The sequence below is a fragment of the Aeribacillus sp. FSL M8-0235 genome, assembly GCF_038000355.1.
In the GTDB taxonomy this organism is placed as follows: Bacteria; Bacillota; Bacilli; order Bacillales; family Aeribacillaceae; genus Aeribacillus; species Aeribacillus composti.
In genome coordinates, this window is sequence record NZ_JBBOBW010000001.1 from 2,553,240 (window position 1) to 2,576,356 (window position 23,117).

The following is a 23,117-nucleotide window of genomic DNA, read 5'->3' on the forward strand; positions in this document are numbered from 1 at the left end:
GTTAATATTCCTCCCTGAATCGGCGCGAGATAAATTGAGCTAATAAATTCATCAGCATTGTAAAGACAAAAAGCGTGGCCCCGACAGCATAAATGCTGTAATAGATTGTTGTTCCGTATCCCGCATCGCCCGTGCTGACTTGAACGATATAAGCCGTCATCGTTTGAATAGATTCAGTTGGATCAAACGTTAATTTTGGAGTGGCTCCTCCAGCCAATGTGACAATCATTGTTTCGCCAATCGCACGGGAAATTCCTAGTACGAACGAGGCAACGACTCCCGATGTGGCAGCAGGAAGTACTACTTTTAAAGCCACCTCAAATTTTGTCGCACCTAAAGCAAGTGCGCCTTCTCGAATGGAATTCGGAACAGAGCTCATCGCATCTTCTGAAAGGGAAGCAATCATCGGAATAATCATAATTCCAACAACAATGCCCGGGCTTAATGCATTGAAAAAGCCAATATCAGGGATCAATTTTTGCAAGAGAGGAGTAACAAACGTCAGAGCAAAAAAACCATATACAATAGTTGGAATTCCTGCCAAAACCTCTAAAATCGGTTTGATAATCCTTCTTGTCCGATCTGACGCATACTCACTCAAAAAAATAGCAGATGCAAGACCGACTGGAAGCGCAACAATCATGGCAATAACCGTTACTAAAAGCGTGCCAGAAACAAGAGCCATGATTCCATATGAGGCATCATCTTTTAAAAACGGATACCATTCTTTTTCAGTGATAAATTCAAAAAAAGAAACTCGTGAAAAAAACATGATTGTTTCTGTAGCAAGAGTAGCAATGATTCCGATAGTTGTTAAGATGGAAATAGCTGCTGCAACAAATAAAACGGCTGGGACCATTTTTTCCATAAAATCGCGCGTGGATTTTTTTGTTTTTTTCTCTTTGATCATTTCCCGAACCGATTTTCCTGCAGATAAAGCCATCATGAAAACCCCTTTCATGCCCATAGGAAGATGAGAAGCAAGGATGCTTCTCATCCAACCAGTCTATTTATTTTTATTTTAAACCTTCAAGCGTTTTTAACTGTTCATCATATTGCTCTTGCGGAAGTTTTACATAGCCAACTTCCTCTGCCAATTGCCCAGCGTTTTCCAAGGCAAACTTCACGTATTCATACACTTGCGGCTTTTCTTTTAATGATTTGTTGTTCACATAAAAGAATAACGGACGGGAAAGCGGTTCATAAGTTCCTTTTTCAATCGTTTCATTTGTCGGCTCGACTGCTTCCCCTTTAGAGTTTACAATCGGTACAACTTTCAACTGGTCTTTATTTTCTAAATAGTATGCATAGCCGAAATAACCTATTGCATTTTTATCGTTAGCGACTCCTTTTACAAGTACGTTATCGTCTTCGGACAATGTCGCATCTTTTACAATCGGCTCACCGCCTAAAACAACTTCATCAAAATAATCATACGTACCGGAATCTGTACCAGGCGAGAAGTATTTAATTTTTTCATCCGGCCACTCAGGGTTGATGTCAGACCATTTTTTCGGCTCGCCTTTCCAAATTTTTGCTAAATCTTCGATCGTAAGTTTATCGACCCAGTCATTTTCTTTGTTTACAACAACGGATAAACCGTCAAAAGCAATTTTGAATTCTGTATATTCAATACCATTTTCTTCAGCAACTTTTTTCTCTTCGTCTTTAATTGGGCGAGATGCGTTAGAAATATCAGTTTCACCAGCTGTAAATTTTTCAAAGCCCCCGCCTGTTCCTGAAATTCCAATTGGAGCTTTTACATCAGGATGTTCTGCAGCAAATTCTTCAGAAACAGCTTCCATTATCGGACCAACAGTTGATGATCCATCAATAGCGATTTCACCTTCTAATTTTTGCTCGCTTGATCCGCTTTCTGAAGATGATTGCTGTCCGGAGTTTGAACCATTTGTGTTTGCATCATCCGAATTACCACAGGCTGCTGCAAAAGCTAATACAGAACTGATCATAATGGATGACGCCAAAAATTTAAAATTTTTCATTCGGTTACTTCCCCCTATTATTTCGTGATCTCATCTTACGTATATAAGATTAACTTTCAAGTATTAAACAAGTTTTAATAGAATGTAAAGCTTTTGTAAAGCTTGTTTTTTGTGTGTATAAAGAACAGCTGATGCTGCGTAAACGGCATTCCGCATTTATTTTATCCCTTCTCTCCATCCGCTAGATTTGGCCTGTGTATGCGCTTTTCTTGTTTTAACGGGCGGTTGCTTTCTTTCAGCCTAATTTGTTTAACAAACAGATATATGAACGCATGGCCTGAACCTATTAAGAGCAATAAAAAAGGAATGGTTTTTGTTTCATTTGTCAAAGCAACTGTAAAAATAAAAAAGAGGATCGATAGGATTCTTCCTGCATTTAAAAAAATTTCTCGAACAACAATATATTCGATCCTTGCTTGCGCAATATTCCACCCTTTTCCAATCACATCATACGTGATCGAAGAGTACGGAACAAGCAAAATTGGATAGGCAATTCCGATTGCAATAGCATATATTAACAATCTTTCATAGGAAATTTGAAATAAAATGAGAAACAAGGAAAAGTATAGCATAAGCCCGCCGGCTAGAATAGCTTTTTTCCTCATTTTTTTCGTGATCCACCGAGAAGCCACAATATAAGTGAAAAAGGCTACGAAAGAATTTAGAAAACTAAATGTACCTAAAGCCATCTCACTTTTGGTCACGATGTATACAAACACATTAATGAAAAATGTAAATGTTCCTTCACGCAATCCTTGAAACACATGAGCGTTTGTAATTAATCTCCAATTTTTGTTTCTTTTTCTTTCTTGAATGATTTTCAATAAAATGTAATCTCCGTGAGCTTTTCTAGACGTAAAAAAGAAGCTCAACATGACAGCAACAGTAAATAACATTAACGAAACTGCAAAAATCACTTTATACCCAATAGTATTTGTAAGTCTTGAAATAATCAGACCGGCTAACATCGGTCCAACCATCCCTGAAAGGGAAGTTAATATCCCAAGAAAGCCATTAAAAAAGTCCCGTGTTTCCGGTTCAGTAATTTCAAATGTCAACACATTAAAGGCTAGCCAATAAAAACCGTAGCCGATGCCAATGATTGCACCTAACAAATACATGTAGTTGACAGCTTGATCTTTTAAAACTAAAACGGTTAGAAAAAATGCGGCTAAAAAGGACACTCCTAGGCGAAGTACAACGACTCGATCAATTTTTTTGGATACTTTCCCAGCAATAATGAAAGCAAGCGGCTGAAAAATGACAATAAATAAATTGTATAATCCTAAATCAATCAATTCCCCTGACTGTTTCCATAAATAAACATTTACGAACGTATTCGAAAGTGCAATGCTTAATGAATAAAAACCGCCGATCATCAACAGCAGCATTAAATCATGGTCTGTTTTTCTTGATCCAATCCATTTTTTGACGTTTATCATATAAAACTCCCCTTTACTTGCTACTACTATTTTTCCTAGCTAAAGGGGAGTTATGTATAAAGAAAGGTGTTTTCGTTACCTTTCAGTGATCAACCTCAAAAAAATGCACAGAAACCGCTGAAACGCAAATTATGTCAGTCATTTCCAAAAAAATAGTAGAGTAGAAAACTGATTTCAAGGGGCTGTCCAGAAAGTCAAATCCGTTTGTGTCGTCCCATAGGCTGACCAGTTTGGATTTTTCTTTGTTGATTTCAAGGTCTAGTTTCTCCACCAGTTGCCTGTCAGCTACCGAGCGTCCTGGCATTTACTCGAGTTGGACTTGCACTAACTAGCAGATATCAGCTTAGCTGGGCGCGCCAAATAAAAAAAGGCTGAGATTCGAATATCTCAGCCTCTTATAACAGTTTATTTTGCAGCGCTGTAGCGTTTTGCCACTTCGTCCCAATTCACAACATTCCAAAACGCTGCAATATATTCAGGACGACGGTTTTGGTATTTTAAGTAATAAGCATGCTCCCAAACATCAAGGCCTAAAATTGGAGTTTTCCCTTCCATAAGAGGATTGTCTTGGTTTGGAGTGCTTGTAATTTCAAGCTCGCCGTTGTTTACAACCAACCATGCCCAGCCGGAGCCAAAACGACCAGCAGCAGCTTTAGCAAATTCTTCTTTAAAAGCTTCAAAACTTCCAAATTTTTTGTTAATTGCTTCTGCTAATTCTCCAGTTGGCTCGCCGCCTCCATTCGGTGAGAGGATGGTCCAGAACAAGCTGTGATTTGCATGTCCTCCTCCATTATTTCGAACAGCTGTACGAACAGATTCAGGAACAGCGTCTAAATTAGAGATTAAGTCTTCTACACTTTTAGATAAAAGTTCAGTCTGACCTTCCAAAGCAGCGTTCAAGTTCGTCACATATGTGTTATGATGTTTTGTGTGGTGAATCGTCATTGTTTCTTTGTCAATATGAGGTTCCAATGCATCATAGTCGTATGGCAATTTAGGTAATTCATAAGCCATAATGAATCTCCTCCTTAATGATTAATATGTACTAAATGCTTTCTGCCTTGAAGCTTTCATATTCAGATTACCAAACTTATTAAAATGATGCAATTAATGTGCAATTAAAAAAGCGGTTACATTATTCGACTAATTTTATGGACCCTGCAGGATTCGAACCTGCGACCGGACGGTTATGAGCCGTCTGCTCTAACCAGCTGAGCTAAGGGTCCTTTTTCAAACACATAAGTAAATTATCACTAAATAGCTGTTGAAGTCAATGGCTAATTTAGAATATTGTATAAAGAAAATGAATGATCATCAACAGCTGAATCAGCCCTTTTGCTACTGTGCTCGCCAACAACCCCAATAAAGAACCGACTCCAACCTTTACAGCCTCGCTAAATGTTTTGCGGTGTACGAGAAGCTCTGCCGCAACAGCCCCTAAAAAAGGTCCTAAAATAATGCCAACAAACGGGATGATAAATGGCCCGGCAATTAAACCAATCGTACTTCCCCATCCGGCTGCTTTACTTCCACCAAACCGTTTAACTCCTACCATATTTGCCAAATAATCCGATAGGAATAAAAGAATGATGAACATACTTTCAACAACCCAAAATGAAATGGTTAACTGGCTGAAGCTAAAACAAATTCCATAGATAAAAAAGGCTGCTACAATCAATAACGCTGACGGTAAAATGGGGAAAAGCAGCCCGACAAAAGATAAGATAAAAAGAGCAATGATCAAAATCCAAATGATTACATCCATTTGCTTATCCTCCTAGAAATTAGAAATCAATGAACAATTTAATCCACTTGAAACGATTATTGACGGTATCCTAAAACAGCTTCCGCAATATTCACCGAGTGGTCGCCAATTCGTTCTAAGTTGCTGATAATATCTACATATACTATTCCGCCTTGTCCGGTACAAATCCCTTCATTAATGCGGATAATATGTTTTTTGCGTAAAGTGCGTTCCATTCTATCGATTTTTTCTTCAGATTTCAATACTTTTTTTGCTAATACAACATCGTTATCATCTAAAGCGTCGATCGCATCCTTCACATTTTGCAAGGTAATTTCAAACATTTCCAATAAATCTTCCAATGCCTGCACAGTAATGGTGACTTTATTATTATTTTTATAATCAATAAGCTCCACTATATTTTCAAAATGGTCGCCGATTCGTTCAATATCTCGAACAGTATCCATTAAAATGGAATGTCGGCGTGAATCATTTTGCGACATATCTTTTCCAGAAATCAATACGAGATAATCTGTTATTTTCCTATCTAAATTATTGATCGCCTCTTCAAGCTGCATCGCCATTTGTGCGTGCTTCTGCTGATTTGTCATCAAAAATTGTCTCGTTTCCTCTAGCCCTAATGATGCATATTGACCCATCCGAAGCACTTCTTCCTTCGCTTGCCCTAAAGCAATGGTTGGTGACTGTTCAATAAAAATTGGATCCAAATGCTTCGCTTTATACTCTATCGCTAAATCTTCACCAGGTATAACTTTTGTGACAAGCAGTGCAAGTGCACCGATGAACGGCGCTTGAACGATCGTATTGACAACATTAAATATTCCATGAGCAAAGGCAATGGTCATTTCAGGATTTAAATACAAATGGGCTTGCAATGATTCGATAAAATATTTGAAAATTGGTAAAATAATTAGAAAAATTGCCGTTCCGATTAAATTAAACATTACATGCGTCAAAGCAGCCCGTTTAGCAGCAATCGATGCTCCAATTGATGCCAAAACTGCTGTGATGGTTGTTCCGATATTATCACCGAATAATAAAGGCAGCGCAGCGTTGAGATCAATTAACCCTTGTGAAAACATCATTTGCAAAATCCCAATCGTCGCACTTGAACTTTGAACGATGATTGTAAAAACGGTTCCAATTACAACGCCAAGCAGCGGATTTGCACTTATGCTGACAGTCAAGTCATGAAAAATTTCTAATGATCTTAACGGCTTCATGCCGTCTCCCATCAATTCAAGCCCAAAAAACAAAGCGCCAAATCCAAAGATCACCTGCCCGATGCTGTTTATTTTTTTGTTTTTAGAAAAAAATAAAAGAACAGAACCTATAAATAAAATTGGCAAGGCATAAGCTTCGATATCGAATCCGATAATAAATGCCGTAACAGTCGTTCCGATATTTGCTCCCATGATCACGCCTATTGCTTGCTTTAAGCTCATGAAGCCGGCAGAAACGAGACCAACCGTTAAAACAGTTGTACCGCTGCTTGATTGAATTAACATTGTCACAAACATCCCAGCAAAAATACCCATAATAGGGTTTGTCGTAAACTTATCCAAAATATCTCGTAATTTATCTCCGGAGAATTTTTGCATACCTTCTCCCATACTTTTAATCGCAAATAAAAAAATTCCAATCCCGCCAAGAAATTCAAATAATATTTTTTGAACATCTACATCCACTCGTTTCACCTCCTTATTTTTCCAAATGTATTAACAGTTGAATCATTTTTGAAAAAGAAACGTTTATATTTCCCATTACCAAATTCCTTCAAATCCACTTTTTTTATTTTGCAATCGGTGCAGGCTCCTGCAGCTTCTATCTATAATAATGGATGAAGCCGATATGCCCCGCAAACAAAATTAATTTTTAACATGTTCCTCCCACACATGTTACTTTTATATTTTAAATTTAACAAAAAAATTTTACATTTTGTTCACAATTGTTATTCTTATTGCCGAATCGCCTATATAACTTATTTTCATTATTTTTGTTTCATTGGTACAATCAAATAGAAATGTTATAAAAGGAAGTGTTTCGATCAATGAATTTATTTGTCCTCCTTTTTAAAAGCATATACTCTCCAAAAACGATCGCTCTTACTAGATTTCAAAAAATCGGCAAACCTATTCTTTATGGATTTTTATTGGCCTTTCTTGCCGCCCTGCCCAATTGCATATATTTAAACTTAGCTATTGTAAATGCTATAAACGGGCTTGACCAAACGATAAATGAAAAAATCCCTGAATTCACCATTCATAACGGAACTTTAAAATCCGAGGAAAATGCGGTTGTGAAAGCAAAGCATGATCAATATACAATTATTTTTGACCCAAAAGGAACTTTCACAAGGGATGACTTGAAATGGCAGGAAAACGTCATCGGCATCTTATCGAATGAATTTGTTTTCGTTTCCAATGGCACAATGCAGCAGCTCGAGTATAACTTTTTTCAGGAAACAGAGATAACAAAAGAGGATTTGACAGCTGCCATCAAACAGCTGTCTGAAGTTGCTCCGATTATCATTCCCGTGATATCTGTCACACTATTTGCGATGTCAGCCACTTCTAAATTTGTGGAAATTACGTTTTTAGCTATTGTCGGGCTGTTGTTTAAAAAGAGGATGGGAAAAAGATTAAATTTTAAACAGCTTTGGACTATTTCAGCCTACAGCGTCACGCTTGCAACCGTGTTTTTTGCCATTATGAACTTTTTTCTCATCGATATATCCTTTGCTCTTTATATAAACTGGTTTGTACATATAACTGTTTTATATCTTGTATTAAAAGAAATCCCGAGCCCGAAACAGCCAGTAAAAGCTGCATAAAAAACCCCTTAAGGCAGAATTTCCAACTCTGCCTTAAGGGGGTTATTAACACTATGATTTAAACTGAAATTTGTTTGTAGTGGACTTTAGAGATTCGGACAGTTCCATTAAAGTTAGTCCAATAGCATGGGTTTCGCGAATTTGTTCCATCTGTACTTTTGCGACAGATTGCATTTGCTCTGCACTGGCGAACGTTTCTTGAGAGACTGATAAAAAATTTTCAGCAGATTGCTCCATTTTAGGGAGCCAATCATCTAAAGTATGTAAGCTGTGTCTTGTTTCAGACAATATTTCATTCACTTTTCCAATCTCATCTACTAGTTGATCAAATGAAAGCCGCGATTTACCTGCAACTTCTAAATGGTTTTGCACAAGCTCCAAAATTAGCTTAAACTGCTGATAAGCGCTCTGAGAAATATCATCCATCATTTTTACAGACTGTGCTATGTCTTCCGTCGCTTTGGATGACTGTTCAGCCAATTTTCGGACTTCCTCAGCAACGATAGCAAATCCTTTGCCTTCTTCTCCAGCTCTTGCTGCTTCAATTGTTGCATTTAATGACAATAGCTTTGTTTTCTCAGATATTGCATATATCATTTCCACAACCTTTTCAATCGCCGTCGAATGATCTCGAACACTTTGGATCGTTTTAGACATAGTTTTGCACTCTTTTTCAAAGCGATTTAACGATTCGATCATCTGTCTCATATTTTGTTCTCCCGTGTTGGCTGATCGGTTCATGCCTTGTGCGCTTGAGAAAAGGCGCTCTATTCTCTCCAGCACAGTTTGAACTGTATTTTTCATGGAATGAAATACTTTTGCGCTTTCTTCAGAGCTTGAAGCTGTTTGCTGCGCACCGTTTTTCACCATTTCAATCGCTTCAACAAGATTCGTATGTAATGTTAATACGTCATCAGAAGAATGTTTAAGCTTCCGGCCTGTCGAAAACAAATTTTCTGTTGTGGTATTAATCCTTTGAATCATCATCCCCAAATAGCCTGCCAATTGCTTAAAGCTTTTGATGAGCGAAAGGATTTCTGGAAGATTTGTATTTATGTTTAAATCAAGCTGAATATCTCCTTCACGCATTTTTCTCATTTTTTCCCTCAAAATCGTCAACGGTTTTGTCATACTTCTGACAGCTAAAAACAATATTCCCATCATAAAAAAGACGCTGATTATTCCAATCCAGATTGTATTGTAAGCTAGTTCATGCACAGGCTTTATAAAACTTTCTGTCGGAACGGCAAGCAAAAAAATTCCTTTCAATTCCTGCATTTCTTTAAAGGCCAACGTATAATCTTGTCCATTGAAAGATTTATGAATAATTCCACTATTTTTTTTCGTTATTTCCTTTACAATTGCAGCTGGGATTTGAGTTTTTGTTTTAACGCTAACCGAAAATGGTGTGGCCTTTTCATTTCGAACGAAAAAAAAGTCAGCATTTAAACCGTCCTGAATCAGCTGGGAGGATTGCCTTTGAACGACTTCTTTATCAAATCTTTCGAAAAAATCATCAGAGCTATTTACATAAGCATACAGAAGATTGCTGGCAGCAATCTCTGTCATATATACTTCCCTTTTTAATCGATCCTCTATCAAATTAAAAGTTGTTTCACTTGCTTTTTGGTAAGCAGTATAACCGACAACAGTTATCGAACTAATAAGAAGTATGAGCGCAAACAAAATCAATCTTACAGATAGAGGTATTCGCTCTCCTATCGACATGTTCTTTCTCTTCTTTTTCACTATTATGATTTCCCCCTTTATAAGCTTAACAGCATTATGACAAAAGATTATTAAGGGAATTTAAAGTTTTTTTATTTTTATTGTAAATTCCTCCACATTTTGCTACATACTATTTTCCAATCATTTTTAAATACGTATAGGAGTAAACATTGAACGAGCGACAACATAAAAAATAAAAGCTTAAACAACAACTGTTCATTGCCAATCCACAAGCTAAAAACAACCGGTCCGAGCGCAACCCCTAAAAAACGCGCCATCCCGTATAAGCTAACTACAATCCCTCTTTCTGCATCATCAACACTTGATATAATCAACGAATTAATAACCGGCAGCACAAAACCTAAGCCGCCAAATGAAATAGTGATAAAAAACAAAAATAGCGAAAACTGTTGAAAAATCAAAAAACTGAAAAATGATAAAAACGTCATGAACATCCCTACCAATAAAAAAAGAAAACGGTTTTTTACATAGTCCAATCGCTTTCCTGTCCAATAAGACGATATAGATAATGCGCCTAACGGAAAAGAGTATACAAATCCTTTAAAGAATCCATCGATATGATATAACTCTTCAATTAAATAGGCTAAGTAATACAGCAGCCCAAAAGGCAAAAACATACTTGTACCGCCATACAGGTAAAGAGATAACAATCGCACTTTTTGCACCTTTAACACATCAGCTATTCTTTGCACATATTCGTGAAGCGATATTTTTTCCTCGCCTGATGGAGAAGTCTTTATAAAAAAAAGAATGAAAAAAAGCAAGAGAGTTCCAATAATAGGGAAAAGAATGAATGGAAAATACCATGTTACAAGGGCTAACAAAGCTCCTAAAATGGGAGCGGCTACTTTTGCAGTTCCGTTGAACACTTCTAAAACGGCAAGAGCTCGATCCCGTTTTTCGGCCGTAAACATGTCTCCTGCTAATGACATGGCTAGAGACGATATTCCTCCTGTGCCAAGCCCTTGCACCAAACGTCCAGCTAACAATGTCCAAAAAGCAATAGATTTGTTGACAAAACCGCTGAAAAAACAGATAGCCCCCCCTATGATCAGCAATAAAAGCGACCATAAAATAAATGTTTTTCGGCCGTAACGGTCGGAAAGGAAACCTACGATTGGGATGATGATCGCTGCAGGTATATTAAATATGCTTAAAATAAAGCTCGTCTGTGCAGCTGTAATTTCAAGCGCTTGTCCAAACTCCGGCAATATCGGGATCAGCATCGAATTTCCTAGCACCATCATAAACGGAAGCATCCCTAATAACATAATGATGATATGCTCTCTCATATTTATCTCCCTTCGTTTACTCGAATTTCGAATTGATGCATGAATTCATTGTTGACAGCAGGGAATGCGTTAAACCGAAGAATATTTTGGACGTTTTCAAAATGCTCTTCGATCGTAAAGCAGCCCCTTCTACCCTTTAGGTTTAACTGAGCTTCCCTCTCGCATTAATTCAGGCACTGGCTGCAGCTTGAACATATTTTCGGAAAGAATAGCTGGAAAGGATCTGAATTCATAAATTTGAGCCCGCATTGCCTGAAAGCTTTAATCTGTATAAATTTTCCATTTGAGAAGGAAGAAAGATCGAAAAAAGCAGCGAACTCGCTTTGCAACAGCTTCAGCAGCTTGTCTCAAGCGAGAAAAGAGATGTTGATTTCTCCCCAGGTCCTCCGAACTTGCTAACTTTTCACTTGTGTATGCCAGCAAAGACATAATTGGTATGTTTGTACATAAAAAAACATATATGTTAATAAAGAACAAAACGGGGGAACATAGAGATGAAACGTTTATTTTCCGCTTTACTAGTTATCTTTTTCAGTTTTGTTATTTATTATGATTTAAAAAACGGTACATTACCTGTATCTTCCATACAAAATGAACAGCATGCTGAAGAACAATTTATGGAGGTAAAAGTGAAGGAAGGAGATACGGTTCTTTCCATTGTTGAAAAAATACACAATAAGCCTGTTCCAGCAAGCATTGAAGAGATTATTAAAGATTTTGGGGAATTAAATTCAAATGAAGATGTGTACAGTATACAAGCAGGAAAAACATACAAATTCCCCTTATATAACAATTAGTTAAAGTTTTTAATTCTTGTCATTGCTTGGCTATGATTGGTACAATATCATAGGATGGCAAATGTTCCATCAAACGTATTTATATTTAAGGAGCGATAAACGTGGGCGAAATCACACATCGTACGAAAACACGTCCAGTCAAAGTAGGCAACATCCAAATTGGCGGAAATAATGAAGTAGTCATTCAAAGCATGACCACAACGAAAACGCATGATGTTGAAGCCACAGTAAAAGAAATTCACAGACTGGAAGAAGCAGGTTGTCAAATCGTTCGTGTTGCTTGTCCTGATGAACGGGCTGCAAATGCAATTCCAGAAATCAAAAAACGCATTAACATTCCTCTAGTTGTCGATATACATTTCGATTACCGACTCGCTTTAAAAGCGATTGAAGGCGGAGCAGATAAAATACGGATTAACCCGGGGAACATCGGGCGAAGGGAAAAAGTAGAAGCCGTTGTGAAGGCTGCGAAAGAAAGAAACATTCCAATCAGAATTGGAGTAAACGCCGGTTCACTTGAAAAAAGGATTTTAGAAAAGTACGGCTATCCTACTGCTGACGGAATGGTTGAAAGTGCATTGCATCACATAAAAATTTTAGAGGATCTTGATTTTCACGATATTATCGTTTCTTTAAAAGCGTCTGATGTACGGCTTTCAATCGAAGCATATGAAAAAGCTGCAAAGGCGTTTGATTATCCTCTCCATTTAGGGATTACCGAATCTGGCACTTTGTTTGCGGGGACAATCAAAAGCGCTGCTGGCCTTGGAGCCATTTTAAGCAAAGGCATCGGCAATACTTTGCGTATATCATTAAGCGCTGATCCCGTCGAAGAGGTGAAGGTTGCCCGGGAATTGCTGAAATCATTCGGCCTGGCTGCCAATGCAGCAACACTTATTTCATGCCCTACATGCGGAAGAATTGAAATAGATCTCATTAAAATCGCGAATGAAGTCGAAGAATATATTTCAAAAATTCGTGCGCCAATCAAAGTAGCTGTTTTAGGATGCGCAGTAAACGGTCCAGGCGAAGCGAGAGAAGCCGATATTGGAATTGCTGGTGCACGAGGCGAAGGATTGCTTTTTAGAAAAGGAAAAATTGTTCGGAAAGTTCCGGAAGAAACAATGGTCGAAGAATTAAAAAAAGAAGTGGATTTAATCGCTGAAGAATATTTCAAAAAACAAGAAAAGGAAAAAGTTTAAAGCTTGGAGCAGATGCCCCAAGCTTTTTGTTTTTGTTAAAAAAACGGCAATACGAAAATTCCAAGCAGCAAGGAAACGATACCTATTCCGATCGCCCATGCTCCCAGATTTTCCGCACCGCGCCGACGGGCGATAAACCCTATAATGATACCCGATGCTCCTAATAAAACGGGCAAAACAAATAAAGAAATAATCGATAGTGCCAGCGCCAGCCATCCTAAATTGCGGCCGCCAGCTTCATCGGCGTCATTATTATAATTATATGTTTCATTTGTATTTCTAGATTCAACTGCTCCAGCTTCTGCTGCGGTTTCTTCTAGATAATCTCGGTTTTCATTATTCCGGTTTTCAAAATTTCGGTTTTCCTGAATGGCATTTATTTCAGTTGATTTGCCGGCATGTGGGAAATTTTTGTTTGCCATTGCCATATCCCTCGCTTTCAAAAGATAGGAGCATTTATAGTATAAGCAAATCAATTCCCATTATTATGGAAATGTTTTCAAATAGGATCTAATGTTGGATCAGAGGACGGGAAGCAATATGTTGATCCTTTATTTTTTTACTATTTGTGAAATTTTATTCTTTTTTTAAGAAATGACAAAACTCGAGTTCATCCCTTCTTATCATGAATTCCCATAAAAAAACAAACCTTGTGATCAAATTTCACAAGGTTTGTTCATGGCAATTCGGGCATAACCCATAAATTTCAAATTTATGTCCATTAATTTTATATCCGTCCAAATACTCCTCTATCGTATTCATTGGGCATGATTCGATCTCTTTCGTTTTTCCGCATTCCATGCAAATAAAATGGTGGTGATGATGTCCTAAGTCACAATGAAAGCGAAAGTGCTTTTCACCTGAAAGCTCTGTCGTTTCCAATATACCCAACTCTGCAAACAATGATAAATTCCGGTAAATCGTATCAAAACTTAAACCGGGATAGCGCTTATTCATTTTTTCCAAAACATCTTTAGCTGTCAAATATTTATCAGAATCGGCAATTAGTTGAAGCATTTCTTTCCTTTTGGATGTATATTTATATCCCTTTTCTTTTAAATATTGTAAAGCTTGTTCGACATTCATATTTTGCCCCTCCTAGCTTTTGACAAAATAATGGAAAAAATCAAAGCCAATACCTCTAAAATGACAATTGTTCCTCCCGGAGCAATATCTAAATAATAAGATAATACTAAACCGATTAAAACGGAAGCTTCTCCTATTATAACGGAAAGAAAAATTGTCTTTTTAAAACCGGTTGCTATTCTAATACTTGCAGCAACAGGAAGGGTCATAAGCGAGGAAACCAACAAAATTCCAACAACTCTCATGGAAACGCTTATCACTAGGGCAACTGTTAAAATAAACAAAAGATGCAAGCCTTTTGCCGGCAGCCCTAATGCAGATGCATATTCTTCATCAAACGACAGTAAAAACAATTCCTTATAAAACAATACGATCAATAAAATAACCAATGCTGCAACACCAGTAATAATATATAAATCCGTCCTAGAAACCGCACTAACACTTCCAAATAAGTAATTAAAAAGATCTGTATTAAACCCGTCTGCCAAAGAGATAAATACAACGCTAAAACCGATCCCAGCCGACATAATTATCGGAATGGCCAATTCCGCATAAAATTTATAAAAAGCTCGCAGCTTTTCAATCACAAGTGAGCCTAAAACAGAAAAACCCATTCCTACATAAATTGGATTCAATGAAGAAAAGAAGGATATTTTTGAAGATAAAAAAAGACCGCCCGCAATTCCAGCCAAGGTCACATGACTCAGTGCATCTGCAATTAGTGATAATCGTCTGACCACCACAAAAACACCTAAAAGAGGTGCGATAAAACCGATTAAAATACCTGAAAGAAATGCATTTTGCAAAAACTCAAATTGTAAAATACTGCTAAACATCTTCATTTCCTCCATCTACTCATGATCATGTGTTATTAACTGAACTGGATGCCCGTACAATGAGGTCAATTCCGTTTCTTTCAGGCGTTCAAATTCGTCTTTATTTCCATGGAAATAAAGTTGTTTGTTCAAGCAAGCAACATGCGTAACTTTATCTGTAATAGCTCCAATATCATGGGTAACAAGTATTAATGTGATTTCCAATTCTTTATTCAAATGATGCAAAAGCTGATAAAAATGATTGACTGTCTGACTATCTACACCTACAGTTGGTTCATCTAAAATCAATAATTTAGGTTCACTGACAAGTGCGCGAGCAATAAATACCCTTTGCTGCTGTCCTCCTGAAAGCTCACCGATATTTTGGTGAACTGCCTTTTCCATTCCAACTGCCCGGATCGCTTCCATTACCTTTTCCCGATCAGCTTTTTTCATTTTTTTAAACAAACCGAGTTTGGGAGTCAAGCCGCTCGCTACTACTTCAAAAACAGTAGCCGGGAACGAAGAGTTAAAGCTGTTTGCCTTTTGAGAAACGTAGCCAATTTTATGCCAATCGTTAAATTGATGAATATCTTCACCAAATAAATGAATCGTCCCTTTCTGAGGCTTTAAAAGCCCTAGCAGACATTTCAATAATGTCGATTTTCCGGAGCCGTTCGGCCCAACTAAACCTAAAAATGCTCCTTTTTCAATGGAAATATTGATATTTTCGAGCACATATTTTCTCTCATATTGAAAAAAAAGGTTTTTTACTTCTACTATTTTTTCCCCCATGCTTCTCACCTATTTTATTAGGAATCATTACGATTTATTTTTATCATTAAAGTATACAGGAGAAGAGCACATTTGTAAAGAAAAATGTGTTCTCCCTCTATTTCAATGTGTTAATTAATGGATGGCAGATTTAAATTTTCCGCCCTTCGTTTCTTGTGTATTCATAATGGTAATAAACGCGTTCGGGTCAATCTCATGTACAATCGATTTTAATTTTGCCACTTCAAGCCTTGTAACAACTGCATAAATGACGTCTTTTTCCGTATCCGTGTATCCGCCTTTTCCCTTTAATTTTGTCGTTCCGCGTCCTAAGCGTGACAATATGGCATCAGACACTTCATCGTAATGATCAGATATAATGATGGCGGCCTTTGTTTCATCAAGACCTTGAACAACCGCATCAATTGTTTTAAAGGCAATATAATATGTAAAGATGGAATACATGGCTTGCTCAATCCCGAAGACAAACGCTGCGCTTCCAAAAATGAAAATATTCAAAAACATCACGATTTCACCAACGGAAAAGGGAATTTTTTTCGTTAAAAGAATTCCTAAAATTTCTGTCCCGTCCAGAGATCCTCCGTGTCGGATGACAAGTCCCACTCCTGCACCGAGCAAAAAACCACCAAATACAGTGGCTAGCAAAGGCTCTGTAGTAAAGACCTCAAAATCATGGGCCAGCCTTTCCGCAATGGCCAAACAAATGATGCCAAATATGGACGAAAACATAAATGTCTTCCCAATCTGCTTATAACCGGAATACATAAAAGGAAGGTTTAACACAATAACTAATGTTGCGAAATTAATGATTTTAATATGATTCGAAAATATGTGGTCTAAAATAAGCGAAATGCCGATGATACCGCCATCAATCATATGATTTGGGACTAAAAACAGCTCGATGCTTACGGCTGCCAGAACAGCTCCGATCACAATCATTAACAATCGATAAATGATGTGTCTTAAGCTTTCTTTTTTATGATGTTTTTTACTCATCTCGTCCTCCTAGTTTTTTTTTAATCATATTGTATTATAAAAATTTTGCTGAGACGATATTTATGTCATTTTCTCCACCCATTTTTTTTAAAAAAAGGCAACTATCTTCCCCTCTGTTCATACGAATAAGAGGGGAGGCGAGATCTTTGATTTTATTTGAAAAAATTATTCAACAAAAAATTAACAGTTTAAAACCTGAAGAACTTGTGTCATATGCAAAGCAATATGATATATCCATTTCGATTAACGAAGCAAAACAGCTGCTTCAACTCGTACAGGGAAAAAAAATCAACGTGTTTCATGAAGAAGAAAGAATTGCTTTGTTAAAACAAATTGCCAAAATCACTTCGCCGGAAACAGCCAAAAAAGCAAATCAATTATTTTTGCAATTCTTCAATGGCAATTGGAAATAAAAAAGGCAAGTTCCCTAAAAAAGGGAGCTTGTTCTTTTTTATTGATTCGCTATTTTTTCCAAAACATTTTCATCAAACGTCTTATTCTTCAGCATGTCAATTTCAAATTTATAAGGCGGCTTTTTATTTTTTTTGTCGTCACCGACATACGGAGTTTCTAAAATTTTTGGCAAGTCTTTTAATTGCGGATGGTGGACGATATAATTGATTGCTTTAAATCCTATGTGGCCGAATCCGATATTTTCATGACGGTCTTTTTGGGCCCCGCGCGGATTTTTGCTGTCGTTTATATGAACAACTTTCAAACGGTCGATACCGATGATTTTATCAAATTGATTTAAAACCCCATCAAAATCATTGACAATATCATAACCGGCATCATGAGTATGGCAAGTGTCGAAACAAACGGACAAATGTTCATTGTAGGTAACACCATCAATGATCATCGCAAGCTCCTCAAACGTTCTTCCGCATTCTGAACCTTTGCCGGCCATCGTTTCAAGGGCGATTTGCACTTTTTGCCCCCTCTCCAGCACTTCATTTAAACCTTCAATAATTTTTTTAATTCCGGCTTCTGCACCGGCTCCAACGTGAGCTCCCGGATGGAGCACGATTTGTTTTGCACCGATTGCTTCCGTGCGCTCAATTTCCGATTTTAAAAAATCAACGCCAAGCTGGAAGGTCGCTAAATTTGTTGTATTGCCAATGTTAATAATATATGGTGCGTGAACGACAATTTCTTCGATGCCATGCTCTTTCATATGCGCCAAACCTGCTTCGATATTTAAATCTTCAATTTTTTTTCTTCTCGTGTTTTGCGGGGCTCCTGTATAAATCATAAACGTATTAGCGCCGTATGAAACTGCCTCTTCACTTGCCGCAAGCAACATTTTCTTGCCGCTCATCGATACATGCGAGCCAATTTTTAACATGTTTTTCCTCTCCTTACAACCTTTTATTTATTTTTTCTTGCTTGCTTTTTCTTTAGCTTTTCAATTTGTTCTTTCATCTTTTTTTTGTATCCTGGTTTTACCGATTTTGGCTTTTTGATGATTCCGATAATCGCGTTTGTTTCCATTGGTTGTTTTTTTCTTTTTTGTCTGCGATTTCGGTCATCGAGCGCTTTCCATATTCCGTTTTCAATATCTCGATTTTCAAAGATTATCCCCATTTTTTCAAGCTTTTGCAGCATTTGTTCATCATCGTCTTCATAGATTGTATAGGCAAATCCTGAAAAGCCAGCCCGAGCCGTTCTTCCGGTTCGGTGAATATAAAAATCTAAATCAGTCGGCAGCTCGGCATTGATTACATGGGAAACACCTTCAATATCAATTCCTCTTGCAGCTAAATCAGTTGCTACTACAACTTGATAGGCAAGATCCTTTATTTGACGCATTTCTTTTTTCCGTTCACGCGGGGTAAGACCGCCGTGGATTTGCCCAACCTTTAATCCCTTTTCGGCAAGACCGTATGCCACATCTTGGGCATTCGCTTTTGTATTCACAAAAATTAACGCTAAATAAGGGTTTAAGGAAACTACCATATTGTATAAAAGATCTATTTTGTTTCGATGCCTCAGCGGAACAAGGACATGCGTGATGTTTTTGGCATGTACTTGTTTTGGAGATACATGAACATACTCAGGATTTTCCATATATTTTTTTAAAAAAGGCTTTAATTTTTCAGGAATGGTGGCAGAAAACACAAGCATTTGCAGTTCTTTTTTCATTCGACTAGCTATTTGGTCGACCTCATAAATAAAGCCTAAATCTAGCATTAAATCGGCTTCATCCACAACTATGCTTTTTGTCGAATATAAATCTAGCGCCCCTTCCTTGACAAGATCAAGAATTCTGCCAGGTGTTCCGATCACAAGATGGGGCTGAGTTTTTAGCTTTTCGATCGCCCGCATTTTATCTGTACCGCCAATAAAAAGTTTTGCATGTAATTCTTTTTCTGGCGGGGCAAATTTTATGATTTTTAACGCTTCTTCGTAAATTTGAGTCGCAAGCTCTCTCGTAGGTGCTAAAACAACAACTTGAACACGCTTTTCCTCTCCGCAAATGCTGTTGATTAACGGTAGCAAATAAGCATGTGTTTTGCCTGTACCTGTTTGTGATTGGCCGATGGCACTTGCTCCTCTTAATATGATTGGGATCATTTGTGCTTGAATTTCAGTCGGTTCTTTAAAACCTAACGACTGAACGGCATCTATAATAAAATCTTGAAATGGAAAATCTTTAAAGTCAGCTGCCATTGCAAAACAACTCCTTCATAATCAATCAACCCATTTTTTGATTATAAACAATATAATGGAAAAACTCCAATTTTAATAAAACATTTTCCTAAAACGCCGCATAGTTTAATGTAGGTAAAACAGCAAAAGAAAGGGGAAAAGTTTATGCATCCTTATCGAGCTTTTCCTCCCTTCCGGCAGCAGCCATTGATCCGCCCTTTTTTTGGTGGAGGCTACCATCCTTTTTGGGGGCAGCCCCCTGTTCAGCAATGGCCTGTTCCGCCTAGGGGAGGATTACAATCGCTTTTTTCACGTTTTCTTCCATCGAGCACAATGCATGCAGGAAGTATACCGTCAAGCGGCGCTGTTCAAAGTTTAGCAAACCCTGCCAATCTTTCAAACATGTTGACGAATGTCCAAAAAGTTCTCGGTGTCGCTCAGCAAGTCACACCGATGGTTCAGCAATACGGTCCTCTGATCCGCAATCTCCCGGCAATGTTCAAAATTTATAGAGAATTAAAAAATGCTGATACAGACAGTAGCGAAGAAGATGATATAAAAGAAAATTCGTCATCTAAAAGATTGAAGGAACAGACAGCCGATGACAGCCCTTCAGATGAAAATACGTCGGGCGAATCAAAACCTAAGCTATATATTTAATTGTGTTTTGTTTTCTTCCTCCATGTTAGGTATAATGATGTTAGATAGTCAAGCCGCTTGACGGCTTTTTTATTTTCCTTTACTAAATATCAGGAGGAAAAAACATGGAGGTTATTAAAATTTCCCCTCGAGGATACTGCTATGGTGTTGTTGATGCAATGGTGATAGCCAAAAATGCAGCAATGGATAAATCACTGCCTAGACCGATCTATATTTTAGGAATGATCGTTCATAATAAACATGTAACAGATGCCTTTGAAAAAGAAGGGATTATTACGTTAGACGGAAAAAATCGACTTGAGATTTTGAAAAAAGTCGATAAAGGAACCGTTATTTTCACTGCTCACGGCGTTTCGCCAGAAGTGCGCAAAATAGCGAAGGAAAAAGGGCTTGTCACGATCGATGCTACATGCCCTGACGTCACAAAAACTCATGAACTTATTAAGCAAAAAAAAGAAGAAGGGTATGACGTCATTTATATTGGAAAAAAAGGGCATCCGGAACCGGAAGGAGCAGTAGGTGTAGCGCCGGATATCGTTCATTTAGTCGAGACTGTCAACGATGTTGAAGAGCTCGATATTTCCAACGACAAAATCATTGTTACGAACCAAACAACAATGAGCCAATGGGACGTAGCTGATATAATGGAAAAAGTGAAGGAAAAATATCCGCATGTCGAGTTTCATAAAGAAATTTGCCTCGCAACACAAGTTCGCCAGGAAGCTGTGGCCGAACAGGCAAAAGAAGCTGATTTAACCATTGTCGTCGGCGATCCGCGCAGCAACAATTCAAACCGGCTTGCGCAAGTATCTGAAGAGATTGCGGGCACGAAAGCTTATCGCGTGGCGAATGTAAGTGAAATCAAACTGGAATGGCTTAAAGACGTTAAAAAAGTTGCCGTTACAGCCGGTGCATCAACCCCAACGCCGATTGTCAAAGAGGTCATTCGATTTTTGGAGAATTATGATCCAGAAAATCCAGAAACATGGGATTTAACTTCAAATGTCCCTCTTGAAAAAATATTGCCAAAGGTAAAAGTCAAAAAATCATAGACAAAACCTTTTTAATGATTAAAGGGGATCGGTCCACTAAAAAGGACTGATCCCCCTTTTAATTATAGAAACTTGAACGGATCTGTATGGACGCGGGAAGGAATAATTTCTACTTCCAGATTTTCTTCAGCACACAGCTTTGTTAGTTTTTCCGCCACTCCCTCTTTCATCACCTTTTCAATGTTGTGACCTGGATCAACTACATGTAAGCCGAGCATCATAGCATCGTGAGCTGTGTGGTAATATACATCACCAGTTACATAAACATCTGCGCCTCTCATTTTTGCCTGATAAATGTATTTATTTCCGTCTCCGCCTAAAACGGCTACTTTTTTTATAGTTGCCTGTAAATCCCCTACTACTCTTACTTTTTCCACTTCTAAAGCTTTCTTAACATGCTCTGCAAATTCCTTCAATGTCATTTCTTTTTCAAGCTCTCCAATTTTCCCTAATCCTAGCTGTTTCCCTTCGTTTTCTAATGGATAGATGTCATAAGCAACTTCTTCATAAGGATGCGCCTTCAACATCGCTTGAATGACTTTCTTTTGGATTGACTGCGGGAAGATCGTTTCAATTTTGACTTCTTCAACCATTTCAAGCTTTCCAGTATCTCCGATAAAGGGATTTGCATTTTCCAAAGGTAAAAATGTTCCTGTTCCTGCCGAGGAAAAAGTGCAATAACTGTAGTTGCCGATAAATCCAGCACCCGCTTTGCCAAGCGCCTCCCGAACGTCCCCCTCATAGTCTTTTGGTACAAATACAGCAAGCTTTTTTAATGGGTCTTGATAAGTTGGGACAAGTATTTTTTGATTCACCAGTTGTAAGCGGTCGACCAAAAGATCATTCACTCCGCCTGGAGCCACATCCAAATTTGTATGGGCTGCATAAACGGCAATTTCATGCTTGATGCATTTTTCTATAATACGCCCTGCCGGATCATCTGTTCTAATATGCTTTAAAGGATGAAAAATGGGAGGATGATGAGCGATAATCAAATCAACCTTTTGATTGATTGCTTCATCAACGACTTCCTCCAAAACATCCAGAGCGACCATAATTTTTCGGACAGGCTTGTTTAATGTGCCGATTTGCAGCCCGATCTTGTCTCCTTCCAATGCATAATGCTTTGGAGAAAACCGTTCAAATAATTGAATAATATGTTGGCCGTTAGCGATTTTCTTCATTTATTTTATGACCTCCTCAATGATCTCGATCACCTTTTTTATTTCTTCTTTTTTTTGCATAAGCTGTTCATTTCCGTTGGATTGCTCCAGCTGCCGTAGAATGTCCTTCCGATGAGAAAGCTCGTGTTTCCATTTTTTTAAAAAAACGTTGTTCTTTTCTTTTAACAAAAATGGACCCATTAACAAAGCTGCTTCAAATGGCAAAGCTTCGTACGGCTTCATTGCATTTCCACGCTTTGCGGACAGCACCTCATATATTTTTCCGCTCTCTTCTAGAATTGTTTCTCCTTCGAGCTCCCAACCATTGTCAATCAGCCATTTTCGAACTTCAATTGCATGAATATTCGGCTGAAGTACAAGCCGTTCAACCTTCCCGAGCTTCTCTTTTCCTTCCTCCAAAATCGTTTTAATAAGCGAGCCGCCCATGCCAGCTATCGTGATGCATGTTGCCTCATCCTTTTGTAATACGGACAATCCGTCCCCTTTCCGAACGGAAATTACATGCTGGAGCCCGTTTTTTTCCACTTGCTTTTTTGCCGCTTGAAAAGGGCCTTCATTGATTTCACCGGCAATCGCTTTCACTGTTTTTTTGGCAAGCACTAAATAACATGGCAAATATGCATGATCTGATCCAATATCTGCTGTCACCTGATTATTCGGAACAAATTCTGCCACAGCCGACAGTCTTTTTGAAAGTTGGACACTGTTCAATTTATTTCACCCTTTATTCCAATTTGGTAAACATGAAAATACGAAAAAAGTCCCCCAAAAGGAAGACTTTTCAACCAATATGTTTT

22 protein-coding genes, 1 tRNA gene and 1 pseudogene are annotated in these 23,117 nt (G+C 37.9%); 6 read left to right on the forward strand and 18 right to left on the reverse strand.

The window, feature by feature from the left end; genetic code table 11:
- Position 1 precedes the first annotated feature (1 nt).
- The 7 genes from pstC to NSQ71_RS12420 form a co-directional block, all read right to left on the reverse strand.
- Positions 2–943: a phosphate ABC transporter permease subunit PstC gene (gene pstC, locus NSQ71_RS12390; protein ID WP_063388077.1), complete on the reverse strand. Its 942-nt coding sequence runs from the start codon at positions 941–943 to the stop codon at positions 2–4.
- A gap of 73 nt (positions 944–1,016) precedes the next feature.
- Positions 1,017–2,003: a PstS family phosphate ABC transporter substrate-binding protein gene (locus NSQ71_RS12395; protein WP_063388076.1), complete on the reverse strand. Its 987-nt coding sequence runs from the start codon at positions 2,001–2,003 to the stop codon at positions 1,017–1,019.
- 161 nt (positions 2,004–2,164) lie between these two features.
- On the reverse strand, positions 2,165–3,445 hold the full coding sequence (locus tag NSQ71_RS12400) for an MFS transporter (protein ID WP_311066322.1): 1,281 nt from the start codon (positions 3,443–3,445) through the stop codon (positions 2,165–2,167).
- 405 nt (positions 3,446–3,850) lie between these two features.
- Positions 3,851–4,459: a superoxide dismutase SodA gene (sodA, locus tag NSQ71_RS12405; protein ID WP_063388074.1), complete on the reverse strand. Its 609-nt coding sequence runs from the start codon at positions 4,457–4,459 to the stop codon at positions 3,851–3,853.
- Between the two features lie 138 nt (positions 4,460–4,597).
- Positions 4,598–4,671: transfer RNA gene (locus NSQ71_RS12410), tRNA-Ile, on the reverse strand.
- Between the two features lie 56 nt (positions 4,672–4,727).
- The gene (locus NSQ71_RS12415; protein WP_063388073.1) at positions 4,728–5,210 is read right to left on the reverse strand and encodes a DUF456 domain-containing protein; all 483 of its coding nucleotides are present in this window, start codon (positions 5,208–5,210) and stop codon (positions 4,728–4,730) included.
- Positions 5,211–5,266: 56 nt separating this feature from the next.
- Positions 5,267–6,898 carry a Na/Pi cotransporter family protein gene (locus NSQ71_RS12420; RefSeq protein ID WP_327848018.1) on the reverse strand — a complete coding sequence of 544 codons (1,632 nt, stop codon included), beginning with the start codon at positions 6,896–6,898 and terminating at the stop codon, positions 5,267–5,269.
- Positions 6,899–7,260: 362 nt separating this feature from the next.
- Between NSQ71_RS12420 and NSQ71_RS12425 the strand changes: the two genes are divergently transcribed.
- The gene (locus NSQ71_RS12425) at positions 7,261–8,043 is read left to right on the forward strand and encodes a DUF1189 domain-containing protein (protein WP_066247566.1); all 783 of its coding nucleotides are present in this window, start codon (positions 7,261–7,263) and stop codon (positions 8,041–8,043) included.
- Between the two features lie 51 nt (positions 8,044–8,094).
- Here NSQ71_RS12425 and NSQ71_RS12430 read toward each other — a convergent pair whose 3' ends face one another.
- Positions 8,095–9,792, reverse strand: a complete 1,698-nt coding sequence (locus NSQ71_RS12430) for a methyl-accepting chemotaxis protein (protein WP_327848019.1) — start codon at positions 9,790–9,792, stop codon at positions 8,095–8,097.
- A gap of 77 nt (positions 9,793–9,869) precedes the next feature.
- On the reverse strand, positions 9,870–11,084 hold the full coding sequence (locus NSQ71_RS12435; protein WP_340733993.1) for an MFS transporter: 1,215 nt from the start codon (positions 11,082–11,084) through the stop codon (positions 9,870–9,872).
- 494 nt (positions 11,085–11,578) lie between these two features.
- On the opposite strand from NSQ71_RS12435, the gene NSQ71_RS12440 reads away from it, so the two are divergent.
- Both NSQ71_RS12440 and ispG read left to right on the forward strand, forming a co-directional pair.
- Complete coding sequence (locus tag NSQ71_RS12440) at positions 11,579–11,881, forward strand: hypothetical protein (protein WP_063388069.1); 303 nt, start codon at positions 11,579–11,581, stop codon at positions 11,879–11,881.
- A 95-nt stretch (positions 11,882–11,976) separates the two neighbouring features.
- On the forward strand, positions 11,977–13,083 hold the full coding sequence (gene ispG, locus NSQ71_RS12445) for a flavodoxin-dependent (E)-4-hydroxy-3-methylbut-2-enyl-diphosphate synthase (protein ID WP_094246222.1): 1,107 nt from the start codon (positions 11,977–11,979) through the stop codon (positions 13,081–13,083).
- A gap of 35 nt (positions 13,084–13,118) precedes the next feature.
- Here the strand turns inward: ispG and NSQ71_RS12450 are convergent, their stop codons facing one another.
- The 5 genes from NSQ71_RS12450 to NSQ71_RS12470 all read right to left on the reverse strand — a co-directional run bounded on the left by NSQ71_RS12450 (position 13,119) and on the right by NSQ71_RS12470 (position 16,775).
- Positions 13,119–13,505, reverse strand: a complete 387-nt coding sequence (locus NSQ71_RS12450) for a hypothetical protein (protein ID WP_063388067.1) — start codon at positions 13,503–13,505, stop codon at positions 13,119–13,121.
- Between the two features lie 241 nt (positions 13,506–13,746).
- Positions 13,747–14,169 (reverse strand): Fur family transcriptional regulator, encoded by a 423-nt coding sequence (locus NSQ71_RS12455; protein WP_063388066.1) that lies wholly within the window; start codon positions 14,167–14,169, stop codon positions 13,747–13,749.
- Positions 14,166–15,005 carry a metal ABC transporter permease gene (locus NSQ71_RS12460; RefSeq protein ID WP_063388065.1) on the reverse strand — a complete coding sequence of 280 codons (840 nt, stop codon included), beginning with the start codon at positions 15,003–15,005 and terminating at the stop codon, positions 14,166–14,168. The genes NSQ71_RS12455 and NSQ71_RS12460 overlap by 4 nt, the downstream gene beginning before the upstream one ends.
- A gap of 15 nt (positions 15,006–15,020) precedes the next feature.
- Complete coding sequence (locus NSQ71_RS12465; RefSeq protein ID WP_066247563.1) at positions 15,021–15,779, reverse strand: metal ABC transporter ATP-binding protein; 759 nt, start codon at positions 15,777–15,779, stop codon at positions 15,021–15,023.
- A gap of 114 nt (positions 15,780–15,893) precedes the next feature.
- Positions 15,894–16,775: a YitT family protein gene (locus tag NSQ71_RS12470; RefSeq protein ID WP_144596777.1), complete on the reverse strand. Its 882-nt coding sequence runs from the start codon at positions 16,773–16,775 to the stop codon at positions 15,894–15,896.
- Positions 16,776–16,921: 146 nt separating this feature from the next.
- Between NSQ71_RS12470 and NSQ71_RS12475 the strand changes: the two genes are divergently transcribed.
- On the forward strand, positions 16,922–17,188 hold the full coding sequence (locus NSQ71_RS12475) for a DUF2624 domain-containing protein (RefSeq protein ID WP_063388062.1): 267 nt from the start codon (positions 16,922–16,924) through the stop codon (positions 17,186–17,188).
- Between the two features lie 38 nt (positions 17,189–17,226).
- Here the strand turns inward: NSQ71_RS12475 and NSQ71_RS12480 are convergent, their stop codons facing one another.
- Both NSQ71_RS12480 and NSQ71_RS12485 read right to left on the reverse strand, forming a co-directional pair.
- Complete coding sequence (locus tag NSQ71_RS12480; RefSeq protein WP_066247561.1) at positions 17,227–18,120, reverse strand: deoxyribonuclease IV; 894 nt, start codon at positions 18,118–18,120, stop codon at positions 17,227–17,229.
- Between the two features lie 23 nt (positions 18,121–18,143).
- On the reverse strand, positions 18,144–19,445 hold the full coding sequence (locus NSQ71_RS12485) for a DEAD/DEAH box helicase (RefSeq protein WP_340733994.1): 1,302 nt from the start codon (positions 19,443–19,445) through the stop codon (positions 18,144–18,146).
- A gap of 267 nt (positions 19,446–19,712) precedes the next feature.
- Here NSQ71_RS12485 and vrrA point away from each other — a divergent pair.
- Together vrrA and NSQ71_RS12495 are read left to right on the forward strand one after the other, a co-directional pair.
- Positions 19,713–20,084 (forward strand): annotated as a pseudogene (gene vrrA / locus NSQ71_RS12490) (VrrA/YqfQ family protein); the annotation flags it as partial.
- A 104-nt stretch (positions 20,085–20,188) separates the two neighbouring features.
- On the forward strand, positions 20,189–21,136 hold the full coding sequence (locus tag NSQ71_RS12495; protein WP_130156326.1) for a 4-hydroxy-3-methylbut-2-enyl diphosphate reductase: 948 nt from the start codon (positions 20,189–20,191) through the stop codon (positions 21,134–21,136).
- Positions 21,137–21,198: 62 nt separating this feature from the next.
- Here NSQ71_RS12495 and NSQ71_RS12500 read toward each other — a convergent pair whose 3' ends face one another.
- Positions 21,199–22,320, reverse strand: a complete 1,122-nt coding sequence (locus NSQ71_RS12500) for a Nif3-like dinuclear metal center hexameric protein (RefSeq protein ID WP_340733995.1) — start codon at positions 22,318–22,320, stop codon at positions 21,199–21,201.
- Positions 22,321–23,031: a tRNA (adenine(22)-N(1))-methyltransferase gene (locus NSQ71_RS12505; RefSeq protein WP_094246228.1), complete on the reverse strand. Its 711-nt coding sequence runs from the start codon at positions 23,029–23,031 to the stop codon at positions 22,321–22,323.
- Positions 23,032–23,117 lie beyond the last annotated feature (86 nt).

Bases quoted from the DNA above. Each gene is read 5' to 3' on its own strand.
- pstC (WP_063388077.1), bottom strand. From the start codon at position 943: ATGGCTTTATCTGCAGGAAAATCGGTTCGGGAAATGATCAAAGAGAAA.
- NSQ71_RS12395 (WP_063388076.1), bottom strand. From the start codon at position 2,003: ATGAAAAATTTTAAATTTTTGGCGTCATCCATTATGATCAGTTCTGTA.
- NSQ71_RS12400 (WP_311066322.1), bottom strand. From the start codon at position 3,445: ATGATAAACGTCAAAAAATGGATTGGATCAAGAAAAACAGACCATGAT.
- sodA (WP_063388074.1), bottom strand. From the start codon at position 4,459: ATGGCTTATGAATTACCTAAATTGCCATACGACTATGATGCATTGGAA.
- NSQ71_RS12415 (WP_063388073.1), bottom strand. From the start codon at position 5,210: ATGGATGTAATCATTTGGATTTTGATCATTGCTCTTTTTATCTTATCT.
- NSQ71_RS12425 (WP_066247566.1), top strand. From the start codon at position 7,261: ATGAATTTATTTGTCCTCCTTTTTAAAAGCATATACTCTCCAAAAACG.
- NSQ71_RS12435 (WP_340733993.1), bottom strand. From the start codon at position 11,084: ATGAGAGAGCATATCATCATTATGTTATTAGGGATGCTTCCGTTTATG.
- NSQ71_RS12440 (WP_063388069.1), top strand. From the start codon at position 11,579: ATGAAACGTTTATTTTCCGCTTTACTAGTTATCTTTTTCAGTTTTGTT.
- NSQ71_RS12450 (WP_063388067.1), bottom strand. From the start codon at position 13,505: ATGGCAAACAAAAATTTCCCACATGCCGGCAAATCAACTGAAATAAAT.
- NSQ71_RS12455 (WP_063388066.1), bottom strand. From the start codon at position 14,169: ATGAATGTCGAACAAGCTTTACAATATTTAAAAGAAAAGGGATATAAA.
- NSQ71_RS12460 (WP_063388065.1), bottom strand. From the start codon at position 15,005: ATGTTTAGCAGTATTTTACAATTTGAGTTTTTGCAAAATGCATTTCTT.
- NSQ71_RS12465 (WP_066247563.1), bottom strand. From the start codon at position 15,779: ATGGGGGAAAAAATAGTAGAAGTAAAAAACCTTTTTTTTCAATATGAG.
- NSQ71_RS12470 (WP_144596777.1), bottom strand. From the start codon at position 16,775: ATGAGTAAAAAACATCATAAAAAAGAAAGCTTAAGACACATCATTTAT.
- NSQ71_RS12480 (WP_066247561.1), bottom strand. From the start codon at position 18,120: ATGTTAAAAATTGGCTCGCATGTATCGATGAGCGGCAAGAAAATGTTG.
- NSQ71_RS12485 (WP_340733994.1), bottom strand. From the start codon at position 19,445: ATGGCAGCTGACTTTAAAGATTTTCCATTTCAAGATTTTATTATAGAT.
- NSQ71_RS12495 (WP_130156326.1), top strand. From the start codon at position 20,189: ATGGAGGTTATTAAAATTTCCCCTCGAGGATACTGCTATGGTGTTGTT.
- NSQ71_RS12500 (WP_340733995.1), bottom strand. From the start codon at position 22,320: ATGAAGAAAATCGCTAACGGCCAACATATTATTCAATTATTTGAACGG.